Genomic DNA, 22,980 nt, shown 5'->3' on the forward strand with positions numbered 1-22,980 from the left:
TCGCGTTATTCGCCGGCCGAGGCCACCAGCCTCGGCTCTTCCGTGGGCGCGTCCTGCTCCACGCCGAATTGCAGCCGGGCCAGACGGGAGTAAATGCCGCCCAATGCGGAGAGCGAGGCATGTGTGCCTTCTTCCACCACGCGGCCCTGGTCCATGACCAGAATGCGGTCGGCTTTCAGCACTGTCGCCAAACGATGTGCGATGACGATGGTGGTGCGGCCGGACATCAGACCGTCCAGCGCCGTCTGCACCAGCTTTTCGCTTTCGGCGTCGAGCGCCGAGGTGGCCTCGTCGAGCAGCAGGATCGGCGCGTCGCGCAGGATGGCGCGGGCGATGGCGATGCGCTGGCGCTGGCCGCCCGACAGCATGACGCCGCGCTCGCCGACCTCGGTGTCATAGCCGTTTTCCAGTCTGAGAATGAATTCTTCCGCCTGGGCGGCGCGGGCGGCGGCCTCCACCTGCGCCCGGCTCGCTTTGGGCGCGCCGAAGGCGATGTTGTCGAAGATCGAGGCGGCGAAGATCGTCACATCCTGCGGCACGATGGCGATGCGGTCGCGCAGTTCGAGCGGATCGACCGAACGGGCGTCGACCCCGTCGATCAGGATACTGCCGGCGGTCGGGTCGTAATAGCGCAAGATGAGCGAGAAGAGCGTGCTCTTGCCGGCGCCGGAGGGACCGACAACGGCCACGCGTTCGCCGGGGGCGACGGTCAGGCTCAAGCCCTTGAGGGCCGAGGTTCCCGGTCGGCTCGGATAGGAGAAGTCGACCTGGTCGAAGGCGACGCCGCCGCGCGCCGGGCTCGGCAAGGCGGCAGGCGAGGGCGGGGCGGCGATGCCAGGCTCTTCCGCCAACAACTCCATCAGGCGCGAGGCGGCGCCCGAAGCCTGCGACAATTCGCTCCAGACTTCGGAGAGAGCGCCGAGCGCGCCGGCGGCCATCACCGAATAGAGCAGGAACTGGCTGAGCGTGCCTGCCGTGATCGTGCCGGCGAGCACGCCTTGGGCGCCATACCACAGCACCGCGACCACGCTTCCGAACACCATGGTGATGGCGAAGCCGGTCAGGAAGGCGCGCTGGCGTGTCGACAGCCTGGCTGCCTCAAAGGCCTGCTCGGCGGCGTCGGCGAAGCGGTCCCGCGCAATGCCGCCGGCGTTGAAGGCCTGCACGGTGCGGATCGCGCCGATGGCTTCGGAGGCATAGGCGGAGGCGCCGGCCAGCCTGTCCTGCGCCTCGCGCGAACGCTTGCGCACCGAGCGGCCGAAACCCACCAGCGGGAAGACGATCAGCGGAATGGCGATCAGCACCAGCGCAGACAGCTTCGGGCTGGTGTAGATCATCATGGCGATCGCGCCGAGACAGAGGATCAGGTTGCGCAGCGCGAGCGAGGCGGTGGCGCCCACGGCCGATTTGATCTGCACGGTGTCCGCTGTCAACCGCGAGACGATTTCGCCGGACTGGTTGGCGTCGAAGAAGGAAGGCGACAGTTTGACGATATGGGCGAAGACGTCGCGCCGGAGGTCGGCGACGATCCGCTCGCCGATGGTGATGACGAAGTAGTAGCGCAGCGCCGAGGCGAGAGCCAGAACCACGGCCAGCCCCATCAGCATCGAGAAATAGGTATTGATGAAGCTGGAATCGGAGTGGGTGAAACCGTTGTCGATCATCCGGCGCACAGCGAGCGGTAGGATCAGCGTCGTGGTCGCCGCCAGCACCAGCGCGAAGAGCGCGCCGGCCGCGAGCCCCTTGTAGCGGCCGATATAGGGCGCGAGGCGCGCCAGCGGTTTCAGGTTCGCGCGCGAGGTTGTCTCTGTTTTTCGGGCCACCCGGCCTACTCCGCTGTGTGAGGCCGGCTGCAGGGCATCCTTGCGGAGATTCCCGGGCGCAGGCACTTGTTATCCTCAATCGCTTCATGTATAGGCCTCGCCATCAAGCGAAGCCGTGGTCCACAGGCGACTGCGGCTTCATTTATTCGTTTGGCTCGGCAGCCGCAAGTCATGCGGCAAAAGACCACTCTGACGGCAGGACAGTGTCATGAAAGCTTCAATTCATCCCGACTACCACATGATCAAGGTGGTCATGACCGACGGCACCGAATACGAAACCCGCTCGACCTGGGGTTCGGAAGGTCAGGTCATGAACCTCGAAATCGATTCCAAGTCGCATCCGGCCTGGACCGGCGGCAATCAGCAGCTGATGGACCGCGGCGGCCGCGTGTCCAAGTTCAACAAGCGCTTCTCCGGCCTCGGCATCTGATCGACGCTCGAAAGAATTTTTGCGAAAAAGCCCGGCCTGCCCGGGCTTTTTTGTTGCCTGAAATCCGGTTCGATCGGCCGGATTTCGAGTAATCGACCGTCATTTCTTCTGTGAGAGCGCTTTTTCGATCGCGGGCAGCAGTTCACCGCGCACCGACGCATCGTCGAAGGGGCCGACATGTTTGTAGAGAATCGTCCCGTCCGGCCCGACCAGAAATGATTCCGGAATGCCGTAGACGCCCCAGTCAATCGCGGCCGCGCCTTTGGGGTCGACGCCGATCGCCGAGAAGGGATTGCCGAGCTCGCCCAGAAAGGCCAGCGCCGCGTCGTTCTTGTCCTTGTAGTTGATCCCCACCACATTCAGCCGCTCGTCGGTCGACAGGCCGAGAATGACGGGATGCTCCTGCCGGCAGGGCACGCACCAGGACGCCCAGACATTGACGAGGGTCAGTTTGCCGCGGATCGCCTCCGAGGTCAGCGGCGGAACCGGCTTGCCATTCTTCACCGCGCCGTCGAGCGGCTTCAGCGCAAGGGTCGGGGCGGGCTTGCCGATCAGCGCCGAGGGGATGACCGACGTGTCGCGCCCCGAGGTCAGCTGCATCAGGAAGACGCCGGCCAGCGCCAGAAACAACAGAAGCGGTAGGAGCGCGATCAGGACGCGGCGTCCCTTGCCCGGGGTCTGCTCGGGCGTATCGGTCACGACGGGTCGCTCCCGGCGGCGGATCTGCGCCGGATGCCCTGGGCTTCCAGCCGCTTGAGATCGGCCTGAAGCTTGCGGCTGTCGAGCCAGGTGGCGGCGATCACCCCCAGGAGAACCAGAGCGGCTGCGCCCCAGGACGCATAGACGTAAAAGGCATGCGTCATGATGCGCCTCCCGCCTGGGCAGTGCGCGCGGCGTGGCGGCGCATCACGGAGATGCGCCGGCGCCAGATCTCGTTGCGCATGGCCGTCAGATGCAGGGTGAAGAACAGCAGCGTGAAGCCGATCGCCATGATCAACAGCGGCCGCAGAAATTCGGGATCGATGGTCGGGCCGTCGAGCCGCATGACGCTGGCCGGCTGATGCAGCGTATTCCACCATTCCACCGAGAATTTGATGATCGGGATGTTGACGAAGCCGACCAGGATCATGATCGCGCTGACGCGGGCGGCGCGGCCGGGATCGTCCATGGCGCGGTTGAAGGCGATCAGGCCGAGATACATCAGGAACAGGATGAAGACAGAAGTCAGCCGCGCGTCCCACACCCACCAGGTTCCCCACATCGGCTTGCCCCAGAGCGAGCCGGTGACCAGCGCGAGAAAAGTGAAGGCGGCGCCGAGCGGCGCTGCGGTCTTGGCCGAGACGTCGGCCAGCGGATGCCGCCAGACCAGCGTGCCCAGCGCCGAAGCCGCCATCACCGTATAGCACATCATCGACAGCCAGGCTGCGGGAACATGGATATACATGATCCGGACCGTCTCGCCCTGCTGATAGTCACCCTCTGTGGTGAAGCTGAGATAGACGCCTGCGATCAGACAGAGCGCCGAGATCGCCGCCAGCCAGGGAATGATCCGCGTGGCCAGCGCGATGAAGCGCGTCGGATTGGCGAGCGCCGTGAGCTTGGAGATGGTGAGGCTTGTTTCTGTCATGGGGGGAGTCTTACCGCCAAAGGCGGCGGCCCGCAATTGATCCTCGTCAAACCTGGAGCGGAATTGGCCTCACATCTTGGTCATCATTCAGCCGATGCGCGCAGCGCGAAAGCGGCCGCCAGCGGGCCGATCACCGCGAAGAACAGGCTGAGCGCGATGAGCGCCAGAAAGGGCGGCAGGAAGGGGGCGGGGTCCTCGACCGCCGCATAGACGGCGGAGACGCCGAAGATCAGCACCGGGATGGTCAGCGGCAGGACGAGGATCGAGACGATCAGCCCGCCGCGCGGCAGGGCTACCGCCACCGCCGCGCCCGCTGCCCCGATAAAGGTGATCGCGGGCGAACCGGCGAGCAGCGTCAAGGCGAGCGCCCCCATTGCCGTCTCGTTCATATTCATGAAGAGGCTCAGAAGCGGCGAGGCGGCAACCAGCGGCAGGACGGCGGAGACCCAATGCGCCAGGCATTTGATAAGCACGATCAGCGTCAGCGGCGTTTCCTGCATCATCAGGAGATCGAGCGAACCATCGTCGCGATCGGCCTGAAACAGCCGGTCCAACCCGAGCAGCGAAGCGAGCAGCGCCCCCACCCAGAGGATCGCCGGCCCGATTCGTGAAAGAAGATTGAGATCGGGGCCGACGCCGAACGGGATCACGGCGACCACGGTCATAAAGAACAATATGCCGATCATCACGCCGCCGCCGGCGCGAAAGCCCAGTCGGAGATCGCGGAGGAAAAGCGCGGTCATGCAGCCTCGCCCAGATAGTCGAAGCCGGTCATCACGAGTTCCTGTGCATTCTCCAGGCCGAGCGGTTGGTGGGTGGCGGCGATGATCAGCCCCCCCTGATCGAGATGGCTTTTCATCAGCCGGGCGAACAGGGATTCGGACTGGCTGTCGAGCGCCGCCGTCGGCTCGTCGAGCAGCCAGACGGGCCGCCAGGCTGTCAGGAGTTTGGCCATGGCCATGCGGCGCTGCTGGCCCGCCGAGAGATAGCCGAAGGGGAGATGCAGAAGGCCGATGAGGCCGAGCGCGTCGGCCGCCTCGTCGATCTCCATGCCGGATCCGTTTCGGTAGTCGCCGAAGAAGGATTTCCAGAATTGGAGATTTTCTTCAACCGTCAGTTCCCTTTTCATGGCGTTGCGATGGCCGAGATAGTGGCAGGCCTCGGCGGCGCGGGGGGCGGTTGCGCCGTCATCGAGCGTCAGCGTCACAGATCCCTCCTCGAGGGGCAGGAGACCGGCCACGGTGCGAATCAGCGTCGATTTCCCCGTGCCGTTTTTCCCCTTCAGGATCAGGCATTCGCCGGAGGCCAGTTCGAAAGAAACAGCTGAAAAAAGCCTTTCCCCGCCACGGTTTGCCGCGATTTCGCGGGCTTCCAAACGCATTGTTCACCTCTCCGGCACTTTCTTCTGCGACGCAAAAAAACTTCAGCTTCGACCTTCGTCAGTATGGAACCTTGTTTAGAAATTATCTATAACGTCCGCAATCGCGCCAGCAGCCGGCGTGAAGGTCATCCTTGCGCCGAACCAAGAGTTGAAAAACAATTCTTCGTGCGGACAGCGGAAATGGTTGCACCCGCATCCCATCATGCGCTTTCGGGCGCCGGGCGTTCGCACGTCAGTTCAGCTGAACAGACGAGACGGGTTTTCCATGTCGCATTCCCTCGATAGTTTCAATTGCCGCTCTACGCTGACCGTGAACGGCAAGGACTATGTCTACTACAGCCTGCCGAAGGCCGAAGCCAACGGCCTGGCCGGTGTTTCCAAGCTTCCCTATTCGATGAAGGTCCTTCTCGAAAACCTGCTCCGCAACGAAGATGATCGTTCGGTCACCAAGGCCGACATCCAGGCGGTCGCCGCCTGGCTCGTCAACAAGGGCCTCACCGAATATGAGATCGCCTATCGCCCGGCCCGCGTGCTGATGCAGGACTTCACCGGCGTTCCCGCCGTCGTCGACCTCGCAGCCATGCGCGACGGCATCAAGGCGCTCGGCGGCGATCCGGAAAAGATCAACCCGCTCGTTCCCGTCGATCTGGTCATCGACCACTCCGTCATCGTCGACGAGTTCGGCACGCCGCAGGCGTTCAACCGCAATGTCGAGCTCGAATATGAGCGCAACGGCGAGCGTTACCGCTTCCTGAAGTGGGGCCAGCAGGCGTTCAAGAATTTCCGCGTCGTTCCCCCGGGCACCGGCATCTGTCACCAGGTGAATTTCGAATATCTCGGCCAGACCGTCTGGACGAAGGATGAAGACGGCGAAACCGTCGCTTACCCCGACACCTGCGTCGGCACCGACAGCCACACGACCATGATCAACGGTCTCGGCGTGCTCGGCTGGGGCGTGGGCGGCATCGAAGCCGAAGCCGCCATGCTCGGCCAGCCTGTCTCTATGCTGCTGCCTGAAGTCATCGGCTTCAAGCTGACCGGCACGCTCAAGGAAGGCGTCACCGCCACCGACCTCGTGCTGACCGTCGTGCAGATGCTGCGCAAGAAGGGCGTCGTGTCGAAGTTCGTCGAATTCTTCGGCCCCGGCCTCGACACGCTGCCGGTCGCCGACCGCGCCACCATCGGCAATATGGGTCCGGAATACGGCGCGACCTGCGGCTTCTTCCCGGTTGATTCGGCCACGGTCGGCTATCTCGACATGTCCGGCCGCGCCAAGGACCGCATCGCGCTCGTGGAAGCCTATTCCAAGGCGCAGGGCATGTGGCGTGACGGCGACGGCGCCGACCTCGTCTTCACCGACACGCTCGAACTCGACCTCGGCGACGTCGTGCCGTCCATGGCCGGCCCGAAGCGTCCGGAAGGCCGCCTGCCGCTCGAGACCATCGCGCCGAACTTCGCGACCGCGCTCGAGGGCGACTACAAGAAGCCGGGCCAGTTGACCAACCGCTATGCGGTCGAAGGCACGGATTTCGATCTCGGCCATGGCGACGTGGCGATCGCCGCCATCACCTCCTGCACCAACACGTCCAACCCGAGCGTGCTGATCGCCGCCGGCCTTCTCGCCCGCAACGCGGTCGCCAAGGGCCTGAAGTCCGCGCCCTGGGTCAAGACGTCGCTGGCGCCGGGATCGCAGGTCGTCGCGGAATATCTGGAAAAGGCCGGTCTGCAGGTGTCGCTCGACGCGCTCGGCTTCAACCTGGTTGGCTTCGGCTGCACCACCTGCATCGGCAATTCCGGCCCGCTGCCGGCGCCGATCTCCAAGACCATCAACGAGAAGGGCCTGATCACCGCCGGCGTGCTCTCGGGCAACCGCAACTTTGAAGGCCGCATTTCGCCTGACGTCCAGGCCAACTATCTCGCCTCGCCGCCTCTCGTCGTTGCTTACGCGCTGGCCGGCACAGTGCAGAAGGACCTCACCAAGGAGCCGCTCGGCCACGACCAGGACGGCAACCCGGTCTTCCTCAAGGACATCTGGCCGACCTCTGCCGAAGTGCAGGAGTTCATCCAGAAATACGTCACGCGCGAATTGTTCGAGAGCAAGTATGCCGACGTGTTCAAGGGCGACGCCAACTGGCAGGCCGTGCAGGTTCCGGATGGTCAGACCTATGCCTGGGACGACGACTCCACCTATGTGCAGAACCCGCCTTACTTCGTCGGCATGAAGAAGGAAGCCGGCGGCGTGACCGACATCAAGGGCGCGCGCGTCCTGGGTCTGTTCGGCGACAAGATCACCACCGACCACATCTCTCCGGCCGGTTCGATCAAGGCTGCCTCGCCGGCCGGCGCCTATCTGCTCGGCCATGGCGTCGCCGTTGCCGACTTCAACCAGTACGGCACGCGTCGCGGCAATCATGAAGTGATGATGCGCGGCACCTTCGCCAATATCCGCATCCGCAACCACATGCTGGGCGCGAACGGCAAGGAAGGCGGCTATACGATCCACTATCCTTCCAAGGAAGAGATGTCGATCTACGACGCCGCGATGAAGTACAAGGACGAAGGCGTGCCGCTGGTGATCTTCGCCGGCGTCGAATATGGCAACGGCTCCTCGCGCGACTGGGCAGCCAAGGGCACCAACCTGCTCGGCGTGCGCGCCGTGATCGCCCAGTCCTTCGAGCGCATCCATCGCTCGAACCTGGTCGGCATGGGCGTCGTTCCCTTCGTGTTCGAGGACGGCCAGACCTGGGCGACCCTCGGCCTCAAGGGCGACGAAGTGGTGACGATCGAAGGCCTGGCCGAGATCAAGCCGCGCCAGAAGACGGTGGCCAAGGTCACCTATGGCGACGGCACGGTGAAGGACATCCCGATCATCTGCCGCATCGATACGCTCGACGAGATCGACTACTTCCACAATGGCGGCATCCTGCAGACGGTGCTGCGCGACCTCGCCGCCTGATCAGGGCGACGCGTGTGATATCGAGCCGCCGGGAGCAATCCCGGCGGTTTTTTCATGGGGTGAGATCAAAGCAGGCGGGGGTCTGATCGACGCCGTTGATCCTGAGGCAGATGGAATGTTCGCCGGCGTAATATCGTCTGGTGGTGATCGGACGGAAGGCGTGGCTGCGGCGGAACAGCCTCTCTTCGCCGGGCGCCAGCGTCAGCGAGCCCCCCTTGAACACTTTCGCCGCCGTCACGCCCCGCGCCTTGCGAAAATGGATGACGTAGTCGACCGTCAGCATCTGCGCATGATCCGCCAATGACGTAATCCCGGCTTCGAAGACCAGTGTGTCGGGCATGACGATTCTGGACAGGGAGAGGCGCAACGGGCTGGTCGAGACGGCAGGCGCATTGCGACCGAAAATCTCCAGCGCTCCGGGATCGCCCTTCTTGATCAGCGTCCGCAGGCCGTGTTTGAGCAGGGACAGACGCTCAGGGGGCGCATCCTTGGCCCAGTCGCGGGCCAGATCCAACGTCAGGCGCGGATGATCCTTGGAGATATCGTTGAGATGATTGGCGACGGAGCGGCGCACATAATCCGACGGATCGTCGCGTAGCCGGGTCAGGAGCAGCAGCATCGGACTGGGGTCCGCCATCAGCGCCGGCAGTTGCATCGCCCAGGGCAGGCGCGGACGAGATCCTTCCGACACCAACCGCCGGACATGCGGGTTGGGATCGTCGACCCAGTCTTCCATGATCCTGAGACCGCGCGCGAGATCATGCTTCAGGCAATAGCGGATGCCGAACTCGCTGGTCAGGCGTTTGGTCATGTCGCGCATCAACGCCATCGCGCCGTCGAAATCGTCCAGCCCATGCTGGCCGACCAGCAAAGTGAGCGGCATGATCGCCCAACCGCGCAGGCCCTTGGCGTCCGATCCCCTGTCGTTGTCCTCGCCTTCATCGGGATGCAGCATGGCGCGGAGCAGGGGAAAGCGGCGCTCGGGTTCTCTTGGCAGACGGTCATTTAGGGCGTCGGCAACCAGTTGCGCGCGCGCCTTCAGTTCGAGGTCCGGCAGCCGCGTCATCACAGCGTCTGTGAAAGACGCCGCGTCGATCTCCGGCGCGACGCGCTGCAGGTGGAAGGCGGTCCAGTCCACGAGGTCGCGCGAGAACAGATTTTTGAGCGGTTCCATGACCCGTCACTGTCCCGGATAGACGGCGAGGGACTCAAAGTGGCGCATGGTCGTGTCCTGAAGATCCATCAGCGCGAAATAGGCGGCGCAATCGGGTGACGTCATGGCCGTGTTCATCATCGTCTCCGCGTCTTCCTTGCTGCGCCAATGGACCAGATCCAGATAGACGCCTTCGGGCCCGCGCAACAATTCTCTTTTCAGGAAACCGGGCGCGCCATTCAGGAACACATGTTGAAATCGGTCAGACGCGGCGACGAAGTCCGCTTCTTCAATTTCCTGCTTCAGCCGGAAGCTGGCCATCTCGATATTTCTCGTCGTCATCGCATGTCTCCTCTGTCGATGAGCATGGTCTATGGAATAATACGCCATTTAATGGCATGTTTCTTTCATGCGCTCTTCTGACCTCTCCCGCCTTGAACGGCTCGACGCCATCGCCGCCCTGCTCAAGGACGACGCCGCACTGACGGCGAATGGCTTGGCGGAGCGACTTGGCGTCAGTCTCAGGACGATCAGCCGCGACCTGGCTCTCTTGCGTGACAGGGGCGTTCCGGTGGAGGCCGATCGGGGGCGCGGCGGCGGGCTGCGTCTGCCGCGTCAGTGGGGCGTCGGGCGGCTGAGCCTCACCTATCGCGAAGCGGTGGAGTTGCTGGTCAGTCTCGCCATCGCCGAGCAATTGCCGTCGCCCTGGCTGATCGCCAATCTCGCCGCGATCAGGCGCAAGCTGGTCGCCTCCTTCGCGCCGTCGCTCAAGGACAAGATCGCCGGGCTGCGAAGCCGGATTCTGATCGGCGGTTCGGCCTCCGCAGCCGTTTTGGAAAGCTTCTCGCCGCTCGGCCCCGAGATCAGCGAAGCATTGCTGACGGGTTTTCTCGAACAGCGACGGGTGCGCCTCTTTTATCGCGACGTCGCGGGACGGCTGACCGAGCGCGAAGTCGAGCCGCAATGGCTGCTCCTCAATACGCCCGTCTGGTACGTCATGGGCTGGGACCACAAGCGGCAGGCCGTTCGCAGTTTCCGCTGCGACCGCATCCTCGAAGCGCATTTGACGGACGTCCCGTTTACGCTTCGCCCGGCGCGGGAGTTCGATGAGGCGATCGCCGATATCCGCGCCATCCGTCCCTGATCCATCACTTTCAGTGATGCCACCTTCAGCAAAAGTCGCTTTCGTTCATCGCGAGTTTCGCTAAGGTCCGGCCAAAAGGACCTCCGCCCATGTCGATCGCTGACACGCTTCCCCATCTCGCCCTTGCCTGGATGGCCTATTTCATCGCCGTGATCAGCCCCGGCCCGGCGACGCTGGCCTTGATCTCGACCTCGATCACGCGCGGCCGCGCCGCCGGCATGGCCTTTGCGCTGGGGGTGATGACCGGATCGCTGACCTGGGCCTGCGCTTCGGCGATCGGGCTCGCGGCGGTGATGGCCAGCTATGCCGAGGTCTTGATCGTGCTGAAGATCGCCGGCGGCCTCTATCTGCTCTATCTCGCCTGGAAATCGTTCCGCTCGGCGATGACGTCGGGTGATCTGGCCGAGGCGGCGAAAGATGGCGGCAAGGACAGCTTGCGCCGCCTCTATCTCAAGGGGCTTGGCCTGCATCTCACCAATCCCAAGGCGGTGCTGGCCTGGATCTCGCTGATCTCGCTCGGTCTGCCCATGGGCGCGCCGGCCTCGATGATCGCGCTTTACATCGCCGGATGTTTCCTGATCGGTCTCGTGTCGCTCAACGGCATGGCGGCGCTGTTTTCGCTTCGGCCGGTCGTGGCGCTCTATCGCAGGGGTCGTCGGGGAATTGACGGCGTCATGGGCGCCTTCTTCGCCTTTGCCGGCGTCAAGCTGCTGACGGCGCGACTCTGACAGAGAAAAGGCGCAGAACCTGCTGCGCCTCTCCTGATTGGTCGTCTCAGGCGCCCTTGAGCGGCGATATCGAGATTTCGACGCGGCGGTTCTGGGCGCGTCCCTCGGGCGAGGCGTTCGAGGCAACCGGCCGGCTCGGGCCATAGCCCATGGCGGCGATGCGGCGGGTGTCGATGCCCTGGCCGCCGAGATAATTGGCGACGGAGACGGCGCGGCGCTCGGAGAGTTCCTGATTGTGCCCGAGGCTGCCGGTCGAATCGGTGTGGCCGGCGATGTCGATCAGCGTCTTGTTGAACTTGCGCAGCACGATCGCCACGGAATTGAGCGTCGGATAGAATTCCGAGCGCACCGCGTCCTGATCGGTGTCGAAGGTCACGTTCGAGGGCATGTTGAGGATGATGCGGTCGCCGGCGCGGGTCACCGAGATGCCGGTGCCCTGCAGCTGGGTGCGCAGTTCGGCTTCCTGGTTGTCCATGTAATTGCCGACCGCGCCGCCCGCCAGCGCGCCAAGACCTGCGCCGATCAGCGCCGCATTGCGCCGACCCGGGCCGTCATTGCCTATCGCCAGACCCGCGAGCGCGCCCAGACCGGCCCCGATCGCCGCCCCGCCGGCGGTGTTGGAAATCTTCTTTTCCCCCGTATAGGGATCGGTCGTCGTGCAGGCCGAGAGATAGGTTGCGCAAAGCGCAAGCAGCATAAACTTCTTCATCACCGGAATGTTCCCTTCATGGCGTGGATACGCCACAATAGAACAAATACGGCAAAATGAAGAGCGCCCGCGATGAGGCGGTCGCAGGAATTTTGAAACGATAGGGCTGAAATTACTCGGCAGCCTGGTTTTTTCGACCGAAACGCTTCTCGATATAGTCGATCACCAGCGCCTCGAAATCTGCGGCGATCTGGGGTCCGCGCAGGGTCAGCGCCTTCTGGCCGTCGATGAACACCGGGGCCGCCGGGTTTTCGCCCGTGCCGGGCAGCGAGATGCCGATATCGGCATGCTTGCTCTCGCCGGGGCCGTTGACGATGCAGCCCATGACCGCGACGTTGAGCGCCTCGACGCCGGGATATTTCTCGCGCCAGACCGGCATGTTCTTGCGCAGGTCGGTCTCGATCTTCTGGGCGAGTTCCTGAAACACCGTGGAGGTGGTGCGGCCGCAGCCCGGACAGGCGGCGACGACGGGCAGGAACTGGCGGAAGCCCATGACCTGCAGCAATTCCTGCGCCACGATCACTTCGCGGGTGCGGTCGCCGTTCGGTTCGGGCGTCAGCGAGACGCGGATCGTGTCGCCGATGCCATGCTGCAGCACATAGCCCATGGCGGCGGACGACGCGACGATGCCCTTCGAGCCCATGCCGGCTTCTGTCAGGCCGAGATGAAGCGCATGGTCGCAGCGTTCAGCCAGCATCTGGTAGCAAGCGATGAGATCCTGCACCTGGCTGACCTTGGCCGAGAGAATGATGCGGTTTCTGGCCAGGCCGATCTCTTCGGCCAATTGCGCCGACAGCAGCGCCGATTGCACGATCGCCTCGCGCGTCACCTGGCGGGCCGAAAGCGGAAAGCCCCTTTCCTGGTTCTCATCCATCAGCCGCGTCAGCAGTTCCTGGTCGAGCGAGCCCCAGTTGACGCCGATGCGGACAGGCTTGTCATAGCGGATCGCCATTTCGACGATGTCGGCGAACTGCTTGTCCTTCTTGTCCTTGAAGCCGACATTGCCGGGATTGATGCGGTATTTCGCCAGCGCCTCGGCGCAAGCGGGATGATCGGCGAGCAGCTTGTGGCCGATATAGTGGAAATCGCCGACCAGCGGCACATCCATGCCGAGCCGCAGCAGGCGCTCGCGGATCTTCGGCACCGCGGCTGCGCTCTCGTCGCGATCCACCGTAATGCGGACGATTTCGGAGCCGGCGCGGTGGAGCGCCGCGACCTGGGCCACTGTCGCATCGACATCGGCCGTATCCGTATTGGTCATCGACTGCACGACGACGGGGGCCCCGCCGCCGACGATCACGCCGCCGACATCGACGGCGACGGAGGCGCGGCGCGGTTTCGGATCGAAATCGGTGGGAAGCGACATGGCTTTTTCCAGCAAGTGAGGTCGTTGGCTGTCAGGTGGCAAAGAGGCGGGCCAATGTCAAGGAAAGCGCCGCTTCATGGCGAGGTTTTGACGGGCGCGGCCTCCGGATCGAAGCTGTATTGGAAATCGCAATGGCTCGCGCCTTCCATCACCGTCTGGGTGCGCTTCAGGGTGATGCGCGGGTCATAGCCGGTGCAGAAGGTGCCGTCGCGATTGCAGGACAGGAGATGGCCGATGTCGCCGAGACCCATGGCGCGATAGGTCTCGGCGTAGCGACAGCGATCGACGCGGTAATGGAATTCACTGTCGGTCGCCTTGGTCACTTCGATCGTCAGCGCGTCGTCCTGGGTCCAGAGGCTCTGAAGATCCTGGAAGGTTCTGAGACTCGTGCCGCCCGGCGTCTTGGCGGCAAAGGCGGCGCCGGCGGCGATGGCCGCCTTGCGGATCGCCGAATCGATGATCGCCTTGGCCTTTTCCTCGCCGATCTCCGCCTTCATTTCCTCATAGACCGGCTTGATGATGCCGGCCTCGATGGTGCGGCGGGCGAGAATGCCGATTTCGCCTTGGGTGGCGGGATTGTTCTGATCGCTCATGGCGGCCTCCTGTTTGCCCGAAGATAGTGCGGCGCAAGCGAGAAGAAAACCTTGCGGCGTCATCAGACTTTTTGCCAGTTGCCATCCCGCGCGGTTCGGGCGAACACTGCGGCGTCAATTCAGGGAGGTTTGCATGTTCAAGGCTTTGGTGGTCCGCAAGGCGGAAGACGGCGCGGTGTCGCAGGCTGTCGAGGAATTGGACGACGCTGCGCTTCCCGATGGCGACGTCACGGTGAAGGTCGAGTATTCGACGCTGAACTACAAGGACGGGCTCTGCATGCATGGCAAGGGCGGGCTGGTGCGCGCTTTCCCACATGTGCCGGGCGTCGATTTTTCCGGCGTGGTCGAGAAATCGGCGGATCCTCGCTATCAGCCAGGCGATCGGGTGGTGCTGACCGGCTGGCGGGTCGGCGAGGTCTGGTGGGGCGGCTACGCGACGCGGGCGAGGGTCAAGGCCGACTGGCTGGTGAAACTGCCCGACGAGATCTCGACGCGCCAGGCCATGGCCATCGGCACCGCGGGTCTCACCTCGATGCTGGCGATCATCGCGCTCGAAAGAGCAGGCCTTGCGCCTGAACAGGGCGAGGTGGTGGTGACCGGCGCGGCCGGCGGCGTCGGTTCCGTCGCCGTGGCGATCCTGGCTGAACTCGGCTATCAGGTGGCCGCCGTCACGGGCCGTCCCGAGACGGAGGACTATCTGCGCGGCTTGGGCGCCAGTGCGATCATACCGCGCGCCGAGCTTGCCGAGGCCAACAGCAAGCCGCTGGAATCGGAACGGTTCGCCGCCGGCATCGATGCGGTGGGCGGCGATATGCTGATGCGGGTGCTCAAACAGGTCAAGTATAACGGCTCCGTGGCCGCGATCGGGCTGGCTGCGGGCGCCGCCGTGCCCTCTTTCACCGTCATTCCCTTCCTGCTCCGCGGCGTCAATCTGCTCGGCATCGATTCGGTCATGCGGCCGTACGGCCAGCGCGTCGAGGCCTGGGCGCGGCTCGCCTCCGACCTGCCGGTGGATCGGCTCGAGGCCATGGTGAGCGAACACAGCCTTTCTGAGATGCCGGCGCTGGGCGCAGCCATCCTGAAAGGTGGCGTCAAGGGCCGCGTCGTGGTCAATCCGCAATTGTGAAGGTGCGCCGCGTCGCCACGGGCAGAAGGAGGGAACCCTTGCCGATTTCAGACGGCGAGGGTGGAGACTTCCTTGGCGGAAGACAGGACGATCAGCGTTTCGGTGCGCATCAGACCCTCGATCGACTTGAGTTCCTGGGCGAGGAACCGTTCGAGTTCGCGGGTGTTCTTGAGTCGCACCTTTAAGAGGTAATTCCATGCGCCGGTGACGTGATGGCACTCCAGAACTGCGCCGCTCTCTGCAACCTTTTTTAGAAACCGCTCTTCGACTTCGGGATCGTTCCAGCCGACGAAAACAAAGGCCAGAAGATCGAGCCCGACTTTCTCCGGATTGACGGCCGCATGGAAGCCGGAAATAATTTCGTTGCGGATCAATCGCTTGATGCGATCGTTCACGGTCGAGGGCGCCAGCTTGAGCTCTTGGCCGATCTCCGCGAGCGACAGCCTGTCATTCTTCTGGAGCAGGGCGAGCAGGCTGCGATCCGTTTCGTCCAATATACTCATATGCAACCTCCGGATTTTTTATAAGAGCGAAACTTTTTAATCGGAAATCCCGGTAGCCGAAAGGGCATTTTTTGCCTTTCGTGAAAGAACCGGGTTTTCCTGCAACGTAACACTGTCGTTGCGAATTTGTTCCCGACACCCGCACAAAAAGCCGAGCGGGACACCGCCTTCCGCTCAAGCGAATTTGATTGGGGCGTGACGGCCCTTTCCGCTATAGGATCGCGAGGCAAGGGGCGGGTAGACGCGCCCGATCGAAAGGCAAATTCATTGCGCAGGCTTGCATACGTTCTTCTCGCCATGGGCGCGTCCGGTCTTGCCGTGTTTGGCCTTCAGTGCCGCGCCGGCGAAACGGCGACGTCCAAGCCTGTCGGCGTGGTTGAACTCTTTACTTCGCAAGGCTGTTCCTCCTGCCCCAAGGCCGACGCCGCATTTGCGCGGCTGGCAGATCGGCGCGACATCATCGCGATTTCCTATCACGTCGACTACTGGAACTATCTGGGCTGGCAGGACACGTTGTCGGCGCGCGAAAACACCGAGCGGCAATATGGCTACAGCAAGAGTTTCGGCGCGAGCAATGTGTTTACGCCGCAGATCGTGTTGAATGGCGTGCGCACGGCCAAGACCAGCGGGCTCGCCAATGTCATGTCCGATCTCGACGCTCTGGCGCGGGGCGGCCAGGCCGTCAGCGTTCCCGTCTCCGCCCGGCTCACGCCGGAGGCGATGACCATCGCCATCGGCTCGGGCTCGGGCAAGGCCAATGTGGTGGTCGCCTATTTCAAGCGCAGCACCACGGTCGCGATCGAAAGCGGCGAAAACACCGGCAAGACCCTGCATTACCGCAATGCGGTCACCAAGCTCGAGACGGTCGGCGTGTGGGACGGCAAGCCGATGACGCTGAAGCTCCCCGCCTCGGTCGGCTCCAAACCGGGTTATGACGGCTGCGCCATTCTGCTTCAGGCGCATGACGCCGACGGCAATCCTGGCCGCATTTTCGGAGCCGCCGCCCTGTAGCCCCGGTCTGCCGCCAACCAATTTGGCTTGCAATTCCGGCTCGTTCAGGCACATTGTCGTCAATCCGTCATATGCGCGAGCGCGGGGCGGATCTAGTCGCAAGGCATTTCGGCGCAAGGGTTTCCATGGCGGATCACACCGAGCAGCAGGGCTCTTCCGAGCGCAACGGTCCGGCGGTCATCGACCTCAAGGACTATCGCGAAGCGCGCGATCCCGCGCCGGTCACCTTCCATCGTCTCGAACTCAGTCAAATTCTGCGCATCTACGGCCGTATGGTCGGCGAGGGCGAGTGGAAGGACTACGCGATCGACTTCTTCCGCGACAAGGCGGTGTTCTCGATCTACAAGCGTTCGGGCGATGCGCCGCTCTATCAGGTCGAGAAAGTTCCGAGGCTCGCCTCCAAACAGGGGGCTTTCGCGATTGTGAACACGCAGGGGCGCATCTTGAAGCGCGGCCATGAACTGGCCCAGGTGCTGAAATTCTTCGACAAGGTCCAGAAGCTGCGCGACTGAAATTCGTGCGCCCACGCCCTCCCCATCCGGTTCGTTTTCGTCTAAAGCGGTCGCCATGACCACTTTCGCCATTCTGCTCGGCGGTCGTCTCGTCGCGACCCCACGGCTACAATCGCAACTTTTCGGCGCGCGTGTCATCGCCGCCGATGGCGGGATGGCGCATGCCGAGACGCTTGAGGTTGAGCCCGAACTCTGGCTCGGCGATTTCGATTCCGCCTCCGACACGCTTCTCGCCCGCTTTCCCGACACGCCGCGCGAGACGCATCCGCCCGACAAGGCGCTGACGGACGGGGAACTGGCGGTCGAACGGGCCATTGCGCTCGGCGCTCGGCGTCTTATCCTTTTGGGGGCGATGGGCGGGACGCGCACCGATCATGGCGTCGGCCATCTCCTGCATGCGGTCGCCCTCGCCGAACGCGGCGTCGACGTCATGCTCACGTCCGGAGACGAAGAGGGCTATCCGTTGCTGGCGGGGGCGATCCATCTCGACCTTCCCTCGGGCAGCCTGTTCTCGATCATGGGCTTTTCCGATCTGAGCGGCCTCACCATCGAAAACGCCCGCTATCCGCTTGACGATTTCCACCTTCCCTTCGGCTCCTCGCGCACATTGTCCAATGTCGCAGAAGGACCGATCACCCTGAGGCTCGGCGCTGGCCGGGCCGTGACGCTTGCGCGTCCCTATGACATGACCGGAGTGTGACCCTTGGCCCCGCCCATTCTCAAGCTCGACGACATCCACCTCAGTTTCGGCGGCGCGCCGCTCCTGAACGGCGTCAGCTTCCAGCTCGAACCCGGTGAGCGCGTCTGCCTCGTCGGCCGCAACGGTTCCGGCAAATCGACGCTGCTTAAAATGGCCGCCGGCCTCGTCGAGCCGCAGTCGGGCGAGGTGTTCCGGCATCCTGCCTCGACCGTTCGCTATCTGCATCAGGCGCCGGATTTCGAAGGCTACGCCACGATCGAAGCCTATGCAGCGGCGGGCCTCGGCCCGTCCGACGATCCCTATCGCGTCACCTATCTCTTGGAGCATCTCGGCCTCGACGGCGCGTCGAGCCCCGCCAATCTCTCGGGCGGCGAAGCGCGCCGCGCCGCGCTCGCCCGCGTCATGGCGCCCGAGCCCGACATTCTCCTGCTCGACGAGCCGACCAACCATCTCGACCTGCCGACCATCGAATGGCTGGAAGGCGAGCTGATGAAGACCAAGAGCGCGCTGATCCTGATCTCGCACGACCGGCGCTTTCTCGAAAAGGTCTCCACCGCCACCATCTGGCTCGATCGCGGCGTCGCCCGCCGGCTCGATCGCGGCTTCGGGCATTTCGAAGCCTGGCGCGACAAGGTGCTCGAAGAAGAAGAGATGGAGCAGCACAAGCTCGGCAAGGCCATCGAGCGCGAAGAACACTGGCTGCGCTATGGCGTGACCGCCCGACGCAAGCGCAACATGCGCCGTCTCGGAGAATTGCAGGACATGCGCCAGCGTCATCGCACCCATAAGGGCGCGGTGGGCTCGGTGCAGGCGACCGTCGCGGAAGGACGCGAAAGCGGCAAACTGGTCATCGAGGCGGACAAGATCACCAAGACCTATGGCGACCGCACCATCGTCGCGCCGTTTTCGCTGCGCGTCCATCGCGGCGATTGCATCGGTCTCGTCGGGCCGAACGGCGCGGGCAAGACCACACTGCTCAAGATGCTCACCGGACAGCTCGAACCGGATTCGGGACTCATCAAGCTCGGCACCAACCTCGATATAGCCACGCTTGACCAGAAGCGCGAAGATCTCGATCTCAGCGACACGCTGGCGAACTACCTGACCGATGGCCGCGGCGAGAACCTGCTGGTCAATGGCGTGCAGCGGCACGTCACCGGCTATATGAAGGAGTTCCTGTTCCAGCCGGAGCAGGCGCGGACGCCGATCCTCAATCTGTCGGGCGGTGAGCGCGCCAGGTTGATGATGGCGCGCATCCTGGCCCGGCCCTCCAACCTGCTGATCCTCGACGAACCGACCAACGATCTCGACATCGAGACGCTGGATCTCCTGCAGGAAGTCGTCTCGGGCTATCAGGGCACCGTCATCCTCGTCAGCCACGACCGCGACTTCCTCGACCGCACTGTCACCTCGACCATCGCGCCCGCCGATCCCGAACATCCCGATGGCCGCTGGATCGAATATGCCGGCGGTTATTCCGACATGCTGACGCAGCGCAAGGGTCAGGCGGACGAGCGCCGCAAGGTCGAGAAGGAAAAAGCGGCCCAGGCGAAAGCCGACGCCCCGGCCACCGTCTCCGACGTAGGCAAGAACAAGGGCAAACTGTCGTTCAAGCAGAAATTCGCCATTGAGAATCTGCCCAAGCAGATGGCGGCGAAGGAAGTCGAAATCGCCGGCTTCGAGAAGAAGATGGCCGATCCCAACCTCTTCACCCGCGATCCCGACGGTTTCTCCAAGATCGCCGCCCAGCTCGAAAAGGCTCGCGACGAGCTGGCGCGCATGGAGGAAGAGTGGCTGGAGCTCGAAATCCTCCGCGAAGAGCTTGAAGGCTGACAGCACCTCTTCGGCTGAGGCGCGACGCGCCCCGACCGAGAAAATGCGCCGGGCCTGTTTTCATTGCCGGCCCGGATGTGCCATTTCACGAGGATGGCAAGAGATTCGCTGGACGACCTGTTCGGAGACAGGCCGCGGCCGAAAGTGGCGGCGGTCATGGCCCCGTTGCCGGCCCCCAAACCCTATTCCTACGCCGTGCCTGAGGGCATGCATGTCGAGCCCGGCTCGATCGTGCAGATCCCGCTTGGGCCGCGTCAGGTGTTCGGCGTCGTCTGGGACGGCGAACCCGCCGACCAGATCGACCCCAAGAAACTCAAGCCGATCACTGCCGTTTTCGATTGCCCGCCGCTGACGAAAGACATGCGGCAGTTCATCGACTGGGTCGCGAGCTATACGATATCGCCGCCCGGTCTGGTGGCGCGGATGGCGCTGCGCGCGCCGGCCGCCTTCGACCCTGAACCCATGGTGGAAGGGTTGCGGCTGACGGACAGCCGGCCCGAACGCATGACCCCGGCGCGCGGCCGCGTCATCGCGCTGGCCGCCGAGGGGCCGGCCTGGACGCGATCGGGGCTTGCGCATGCCGCCGGCGTTTCCACCTCCGTCATCGACGGTCTGACCACGCAAGGCGTGTTCGAGCCGATCTTTCTGCCGCCGCCGCCCGTGACCGCCGAACCGGAAGCCGATTACGCCCAGGCGCAACTGGAGGCCGATCAGCGCGAGGGCGCGGACCAGCTGATTGAGGCGGTGCGCCGCGGCGAATTCAACGTCACGCTGATCGACGGCGTCACCGGATCGGGCAAGACCGAAGTCTATTTCGAAGCGATCGCCGAGGCCATCCGGCAGGGCAAGCAAGCGCTGATCCTGCTGCCGGAAATCGCGCTCACGCCCGCTTTTCTCGAACGGTTCCAGGATCGTTTCGGCGCCAAGCCCGCCGAATGGCATTCCGATCTGCCGCCGCGCATGCGCGAGCGCGTCTGGCGTCAGGCCGCCGAGGGCCGGGTGAAGGTGGTGGCCGGGGCGCGCTCGGCGCTCTTCCTGCCATTCGAGGATCTCGGCCTGATCATCGTCGATGAAGAGCATGATCCGGCTTACAAGCAGGAAGACCGCGTCTTCTATAATGCCCGCGACATGGCGGTGGTGCGCGGCCGCATCGGCGGTTTTCCCGTCGTGCTGGCGTCGGCGACGCCGTCGGTCGAAAGCCGGGTCAACGCCGATCAGGGTCGTTACCAGAAAGTTCATCTTCCCGGCCGTTTCGGCGGCGCGGCGCTGCCGGATCTCCATCTCGTCGATATGCGGCGGCATCCGCCGGCGCGCGGCGGCTTCCTGTCGCCGATCATGCTGAAAGGCATGGCCAAGACTTTGGAGCGCGGCGAGCAATCGCTCCTCTTTCTCAATCGTCGCGGCTATGCGCCGCTGACGCTCTGCCGGGTCTGCGGCCATCGCTTCCAATGCCCCAATTGTTCGGCCTGGCTGGTTGAGCACCGCTTTCGCGGCGTGCTTCAGTGTCACCATTGCGGCCATAACGAGAAGAGCCCGGACGCCTGCCCGGAATGCGGCGCGCTCGATCATCTCGCCGCCTGCGGACCGGGCGTCGAGCGCATCGCCGAAGAGGTGGAGAAAAGCTTTCCCGAAAGCCGCATCATCGTGCTCTCCTCCGACATGGCCGGCGGGGTGAAACGGCTGAGGTTGGAGCTCGAGGCGATCGCCAAGGGCGAAGCCGACATCGTCATCGGCACGCAGCTGGTCGCCAAGGGCCATAACTTTCCGAAAATGACCCTGGTCGGCATCGTCGACGCCGATCTCGGTCTCGCCAATGGCGATCCGCGCGCCGCCGAGCGCACCTTCCAGCTTCTGTCGCAGGTCACCGGCCGCGCCGGCCGCAGCGGACTTCAGAGCCGGGGCCTGATCCAGACCTATCAGCCCGGCCATCCGGTGATGCAGGCCATCGTATCGGGCGATTCCGAAGCCTTTTACGAACGCGAGATCCTGGAACGGGAAAAGGCGCTGATGCCGCCCTTCGGGCGGCTCGCCTCGATCATCGTCTCGGCCGACAGCCGCAATGACGCCGAAGCGCATGCGCGCGGGCTGAGGCAGGCCGCGCCGCAGATGTCGGGCCTGAGCGTGCTGGGCCCGGCGGAAGCGCCGTTGGCGCTGGTGCGTGGCCGTCATCGGTTCCGCCTGCTGGTCCATGGCCGCCGCGGCGCCGATATGCAGGCCTTCGTGCGCTTGATGGTGGAGAAGGGCCCGAAGGAGCGCGGCTCCGTGCAGGTGCAACTCGATATCGATCCGCAGAGCTTCCTCTGACTCTCGGTTTTCTCTGCGCGAAAGTCACAGCAATCTCGTTTCGCCCCGATTCTCAGCGCCGGCCGCCTGTGCCATAAGGGGCGAAGCAGCAGAGAGGCGTAAATGGAATTCTCCCTTCCCGAATTTCCCGCGACCCCCATCGGGCAGGCGGCTTTCGTGTCCGCCGCGCTCGCGGTCGTGTTCGGGCTGCTCTATCTCTGCATTCCCCAGAGCATGGGCCGTCTCACCGGTCTGCAATCGGCGCGCAACGGCGCGATCGGCGAATTGCGTCCGGCTGGCGGCTTCCTCGCCGGTTTCGCCATCGCCACCCTCCTGCTCGATCAGCCGGTTCTTTATGCCGCGCTGGGACTGGCCCTCGGCCTCGGCGCCTTCGGCAGGCTCCTGTCGCTGATGTCCGATCAGGCTGTGGGTCTGGTGAATATCGTCATGCTCATTGTGCAGGCTCTGATGGCCGGAGCCTTGGCGACGCGGCTTCCGGAAGCCTTCGCGGAGGCCGGAGCCTTTCTGTGGCCGACCGAGTTTCTGGCGCAACTCTCCGCCTATGCCTATGCGGGCATGGCCGGCGTCGGTCTCGTCATCATGTTCATGCCCAGGGTGAGCGCGCACATAGCCGGTCTCGCTTTCCTCAGAGAGGCCGGTCATGGTCCGATCCGCTCCGCGGGCGGTGTTATTCTCGCAATCGGGCTTCTGGGCATCTATGTCGCAGGATTGACGGAAAGCCTTTACGTCGCCCAGCTGTTTCTCGCCATGGGAATGGTCGCGGCGCTCGGCCTCTCTCTGGTCGGAAGGGTCGCCGCATTGGCGATAAACAGAGGTAACTATCTGTATTCATTGATATTCCTGACTTTTTCTCTCTTGGAGGCCGCCGCATTCGCCTCCGGCTTCGCGGGAATGATTTGAGGCCGGTCCGGGCCTTGAAAGGGAAAAAAATTCCAACCCCGACGCCAAACGCTCCGCAATTTGGCAAATAAATGCGATTCTGCCGCGATTGCCCGCAACATCCTGTGTTGCGAGTCCTGTGGAGCTATGCTAGATGGCTTGCGAGTTTTTGGGGAGTTGGGCTCGCACGCCCAGGGAAATT

At 63.8% G+C, this 22,980-nt stretch carries 23 protein-coding genes; 11 read left to right on the forward strand and 12 right to left on the reverse strand.

Annotated elements, in window-relative coordinates; all coding sequences use genetic code 11:
* Positions 1-5: 5 nt before the first annotated feature.
* Entirely contained in the window at positions 6-1,823 is a 1,818-nt protein-coding gene (locus E8Q41_RS19490) for an ABC transporter transmembrane domain-containing protein (RefSeq protein WP_137157216.1), read from the reverse strand.
* Between the two features lie 208 nt (positions 1,824-2,031).
* Here E8Q41_RS19490 and rpmE point away from each other — a divergent pair, with 208 nt between their 5' ends.
* Positions 2,032-2,253, forward strand: coding sequence for a 50S ribosomal protein L31 (gene rpmE, locus E8Q41_RS19495; RefSeq protein WP_137157217.1), 222 nt, complete (start codon positions 2,032-2,034; stop codon positions 2,251-2,253).
* A gap of 99 nt (positions 2,254-2,352) precedes the next feature.
* On the opposite strand, the gene E8Q41_RS19500 is transcribed toward rpmE, so the two are convergent.
* From E8Q41_RS19500 to ccmA, 5 genes are all read right to left on the reverse strand, one after another.
* Positions 2,353-2,952 (reverse strand): DsbE family thiol:disulfide interchange protein, encoded by a 600-nt coding sequence (locus E8Q41_RS19500; RefSeq protein WP_137157218.1) that lies wholly within the window; start codon positions 2,950-2,952, stop codon positions 2,353-2,355.
* Complete coding sequence (ccmD, locus tag E8Q41_RS19505) at positions 2,949-3,116, reverse strand: heme exporter protein CcmD (RefSeq protein ID WP_137157219.1); 168 nt, start codon at positions 3,114-3,116, stop codon at positions 2,949-2,951. Before ccmD ends, E8Q41_RS19500 begins: the two co-directional genes overlap by 4 nt.
* On the reverse strand, positions 3,113-3,880 hold the full coding sequence (locus tag E8Q41_RS19510) for a heme ABC transporter permease (RefSeq protein ID WP_137157220.1): 768 nt from the start codon (positions 3,878-3,880) through the stop codon (positions 3,113-3,115). The genes ccmD and E8Q41_RS19510 overlap by 4 nt, the downstream gene beginning before the upstream one ends.
* A gap of 83 nt (positions 3,881-3,963) precedes the next feature.
* Positions 3,964-4,623: a heme exporter protein CcmB gene (gene ccmB / locus E8Q41_RS19515; protein ID WP_137157221.1), complete on the reverse strand. Its 660-nt coding sequence runs from the start codon at positions 4,621-4,623 to the stop codon at positions 3,964-3,966.
* The gene (ccmA, locus tag E8Q41_RS19520; protein WP_137157222.1) at positions 4,620-5,261 is read right to left on the reverse strand and encodes a heme ABC exporter ATP-binding protein CcmA; all 642 of its coding nucleotides are present in this window, start codon (positions 5,259-5,261) and stop codon (positions 4,620-4,622) included. The genes ccmB and ccmA overlap by 4 nt, the downstream gene beginning before the upstream one ends.
* A 265-nt stretch (positions 5,262-5,526) precedes the next feature.
* On the opposite strand from ccmA, the gene acnA reads away from it, so the two are divergent.
* A complete protein-coding gene (acnA, locus tag E8Q41_RS19525; RefSeq protein WP_137157223.1) occupies positions 5,527-8,217 on the forward strand; it encodes an aconitate hydratase AcnA in 2,691 nt (896 codons plus the stop codon).
* 52 nt (positions 8,218-8,269) lie between these two features.
* On the opposite strand, the gene E8Q41_RS19530 is transcribed toward acnA, so the two are convergent.
* Together E8Q41_RS19530 and E8Q41_RS19535 are read right to left on the reverse strand one after the other, a co-directional pair.
* Complete coding sequence (locus E8Q41_RS19530; RefSeq protein ID WP_137157224.1) at positions 8,270-9,391, reverse strand: DNA alkylation repair protein; 1,122 nt, start codon at positions 9,389-9,391, stop codon at positions 8,270-8,272.
* Positions 9,392-9,397: 6 nt separating this feature from the next.
* On the reverse strand, positions 9,398-9,712 hold the full coding sequence (locus E8Q41_RS19535) for a hypothetical protein (RefSeq protein ID WP_137157225.1): 315 nt from the start codon (positions 9,710-9,712) through the stop codon (positions 9,398-9,400).
* Positions 9,713-9,779: 67 nt separating this feature from the next.
* Between E8Q41_RS19535 and E8Q41_RS19540 the strand changes: the two genes are divergently transcribed.
* Entirely contained in the window at positions 9,780-10,514 is a 735-nt protein-coding gene (locus E8Q41_RS19540) for a WYL domain-containing protein (protein WP_137157226.1), read from the forward strand.
* Between the two features lie 89 nt (positions 10,515-10,603).
* Positions 10,604-11,242: a LysE family translocator gene (locus E8Q41_RS19545; protein WP_137157227.1), complete on the forward strand. Its 639-nt coding sequence runs from the start codon at positions 10,604-10,606 to the stop codon at positions 11,240-11,242.
* A gap of 46 nt (positions 11,243-11,288) precedes the next feature.
* Here E8Q41_RS19545 and E8Q41_RS19550 read toward each other — a convergent pair whose 3' ends face one another.
* The 3 genes from E8Q41_RS19550 to E8Q41_RS19560 all read right to left on the reverse strand — a co-directional run bounded on the left by E8Q41_RS19550 (position 11,289) and on the right by E8Q41_RS19560 (position 13,910).
* The gene (locus E8Q41_RS19550) at positions 11,289-11,954 is read right to left on the reverse strand and encodes an OmpA family protein (protein WP_137157228.1); all 666 of its coding nucleotides are present in this window, start codon (positions 11,952-11,954) and stop codon (positions 11,289-11,291) included.
* 109 nt (positions 11,955-12,063) lie between these two features.
* Entirely contained in the window at positions 12,064-13,317 is a 1,254-nt protein-coding gene (gene ispG, locus E8Q41_RS19555) for a flavodoxin-dependent (E)-4-hydroxy-3-methylbut-2-enyl-diphosphate synthase (protein WP_137157229.1), read from the reverse strand.
* 74 nt (positions 13,318-13,391) lie between these two features.
* On the reverse strand, positions 13,392-13,910 hold the full coding sequence (locus tag E8Q41_RS19560) for an L-2-amino-thiazoline-4-carboxylic acid hydrolase (protein WP_137157230.1): 519 nt from the start codon (positions 13,908-13,910) through the stop codon (positions 13,392-13,394).
* Between the two features lie 133 nt (positions 13,911-14,043).
* On the opposite strand from E8Q41_RS19560, the gene E8Q41_RS19565 reads away from it, so the two are divergent.
* Positions 14,044-15,036 carry an MDR family oxidoreductase gene (locus E8Q41_RS19565; protein ID WP_137157231.1) on the forward strand — a complete coding sequence of 331 codons (993 nt, stop codon included), beginning with the start codon at positions 14,044-14,046 and terminating at the stop codon, positions 15,034-15,036.
* A gap of 47 nt (positions 15,037-15,083) precedes the next feature.
* Here E8Q41_RS19565 and E8Q41_RS19570 read toward each other — a convergent pair whose 3' ends face one another.
* Positions 15,084-15,539 (reverse strand): Lrp/AsnC family transcriptional regulator, encoded by a 456-nt coding sequence (locus E8Q41_RS19570; RefSeq protein ID WP_137157232.1) that lies wholly within the window; start codon positions 15,537-15,539, stop codon positions 15,084-15,086.
* A 267-nt stretch (positions 15,540-15,806) separates the two neighbouring features.
* On the opposite strand from E8Q41_RS19570, the gene E8Q41_RS19575 reads away from it, so the two are divergent.
* The 6 genes from E8Q41_RS19575 (at position 15,807) to E8Q41_RS19600 (ending at position 22,799) form a co-directional block, all read left to right on the forward strand.
* A complete protein-coding gene (locus tag E8Q41_RS19575; protein ID WP_137157233.1) occupies positions 15,807-16,550 on the forward strand; it encodes a DUF1223 domain-containing protein in 744 nt (247 codons plus the stop codon).
* A gap of 125 nt (positions 16,551-16,675) precedes the next feature.
* A complete protein-coding gene (locus E8Q41_RS19580; RefSeq protein WP_137157234.1) occupies positions 16,676-17,062 on the forward strand; it encodes a DUF2794 domain-containing protein in 387 nt (128 codons plus the stop codon).
* 55 nt (positions 17,063-17,117) lie between these two features.
* Positions 17,118-17,762: a thiamine diphosphokinase gene (locus tag E8Q41_RS19585; protein WP_137157235.1), complete on the forward strand. Its 645-nt coding sequence runs from the start codon at positions 17,118-17,120 to the stop codon at positions 17,760-17,762.
* A 3-nt stretch (positions 17,763-17,765) separates the two neighbouring features.
* Positions 17,766-19,595 carry an ABC-F family ATP-binding cassette domain-containing protein gene (locus E8Q41_RS26170; RefSeq protein ID WP_137157236.1) on the forward strand — a complete coding sequence of 610 codons (1,830 nt, stop codon included), beginning with the start codon at positions 17,766-17,768 and terminating at the stop codon, positions 19,593-19,595.
* Positions 19,596-19,688: 93 nt separating this feature from the next.
* Positions 19,689-21,899, forward strand: a complete 2,211-nt coding sequence (locus tag E8Q41_RS19595; RefSeq protein WP_137157237.1) for a primosomal protein N' — start codon at positions 19,689-19,691, stop codon at positions 21,897-21,899.
* 102 nt (positions 21,900-22,001) lie between these two features.
* Entirely contained in the window at positions 22,002-22,799 is a 798-nt protein-coding gene (locus E8Q41_RS19600; RefSeq protein ID WP_137157238.1) for a hypothetical protein, read from the forward strand.
* The last annotated feature ends 181 nt before the right edge of the window (positions 22,800-22,980 follow it).

Origin of the sequence: Rhizobium sp. FKL33 (assembly GCF_005222915.1) — a bacterium.
Lineage (GTDB): Bacteria > Pseudomonadota > Alphaproteobacteria > Rhizobiales > Rhizobiaceae > Rhizobium_E.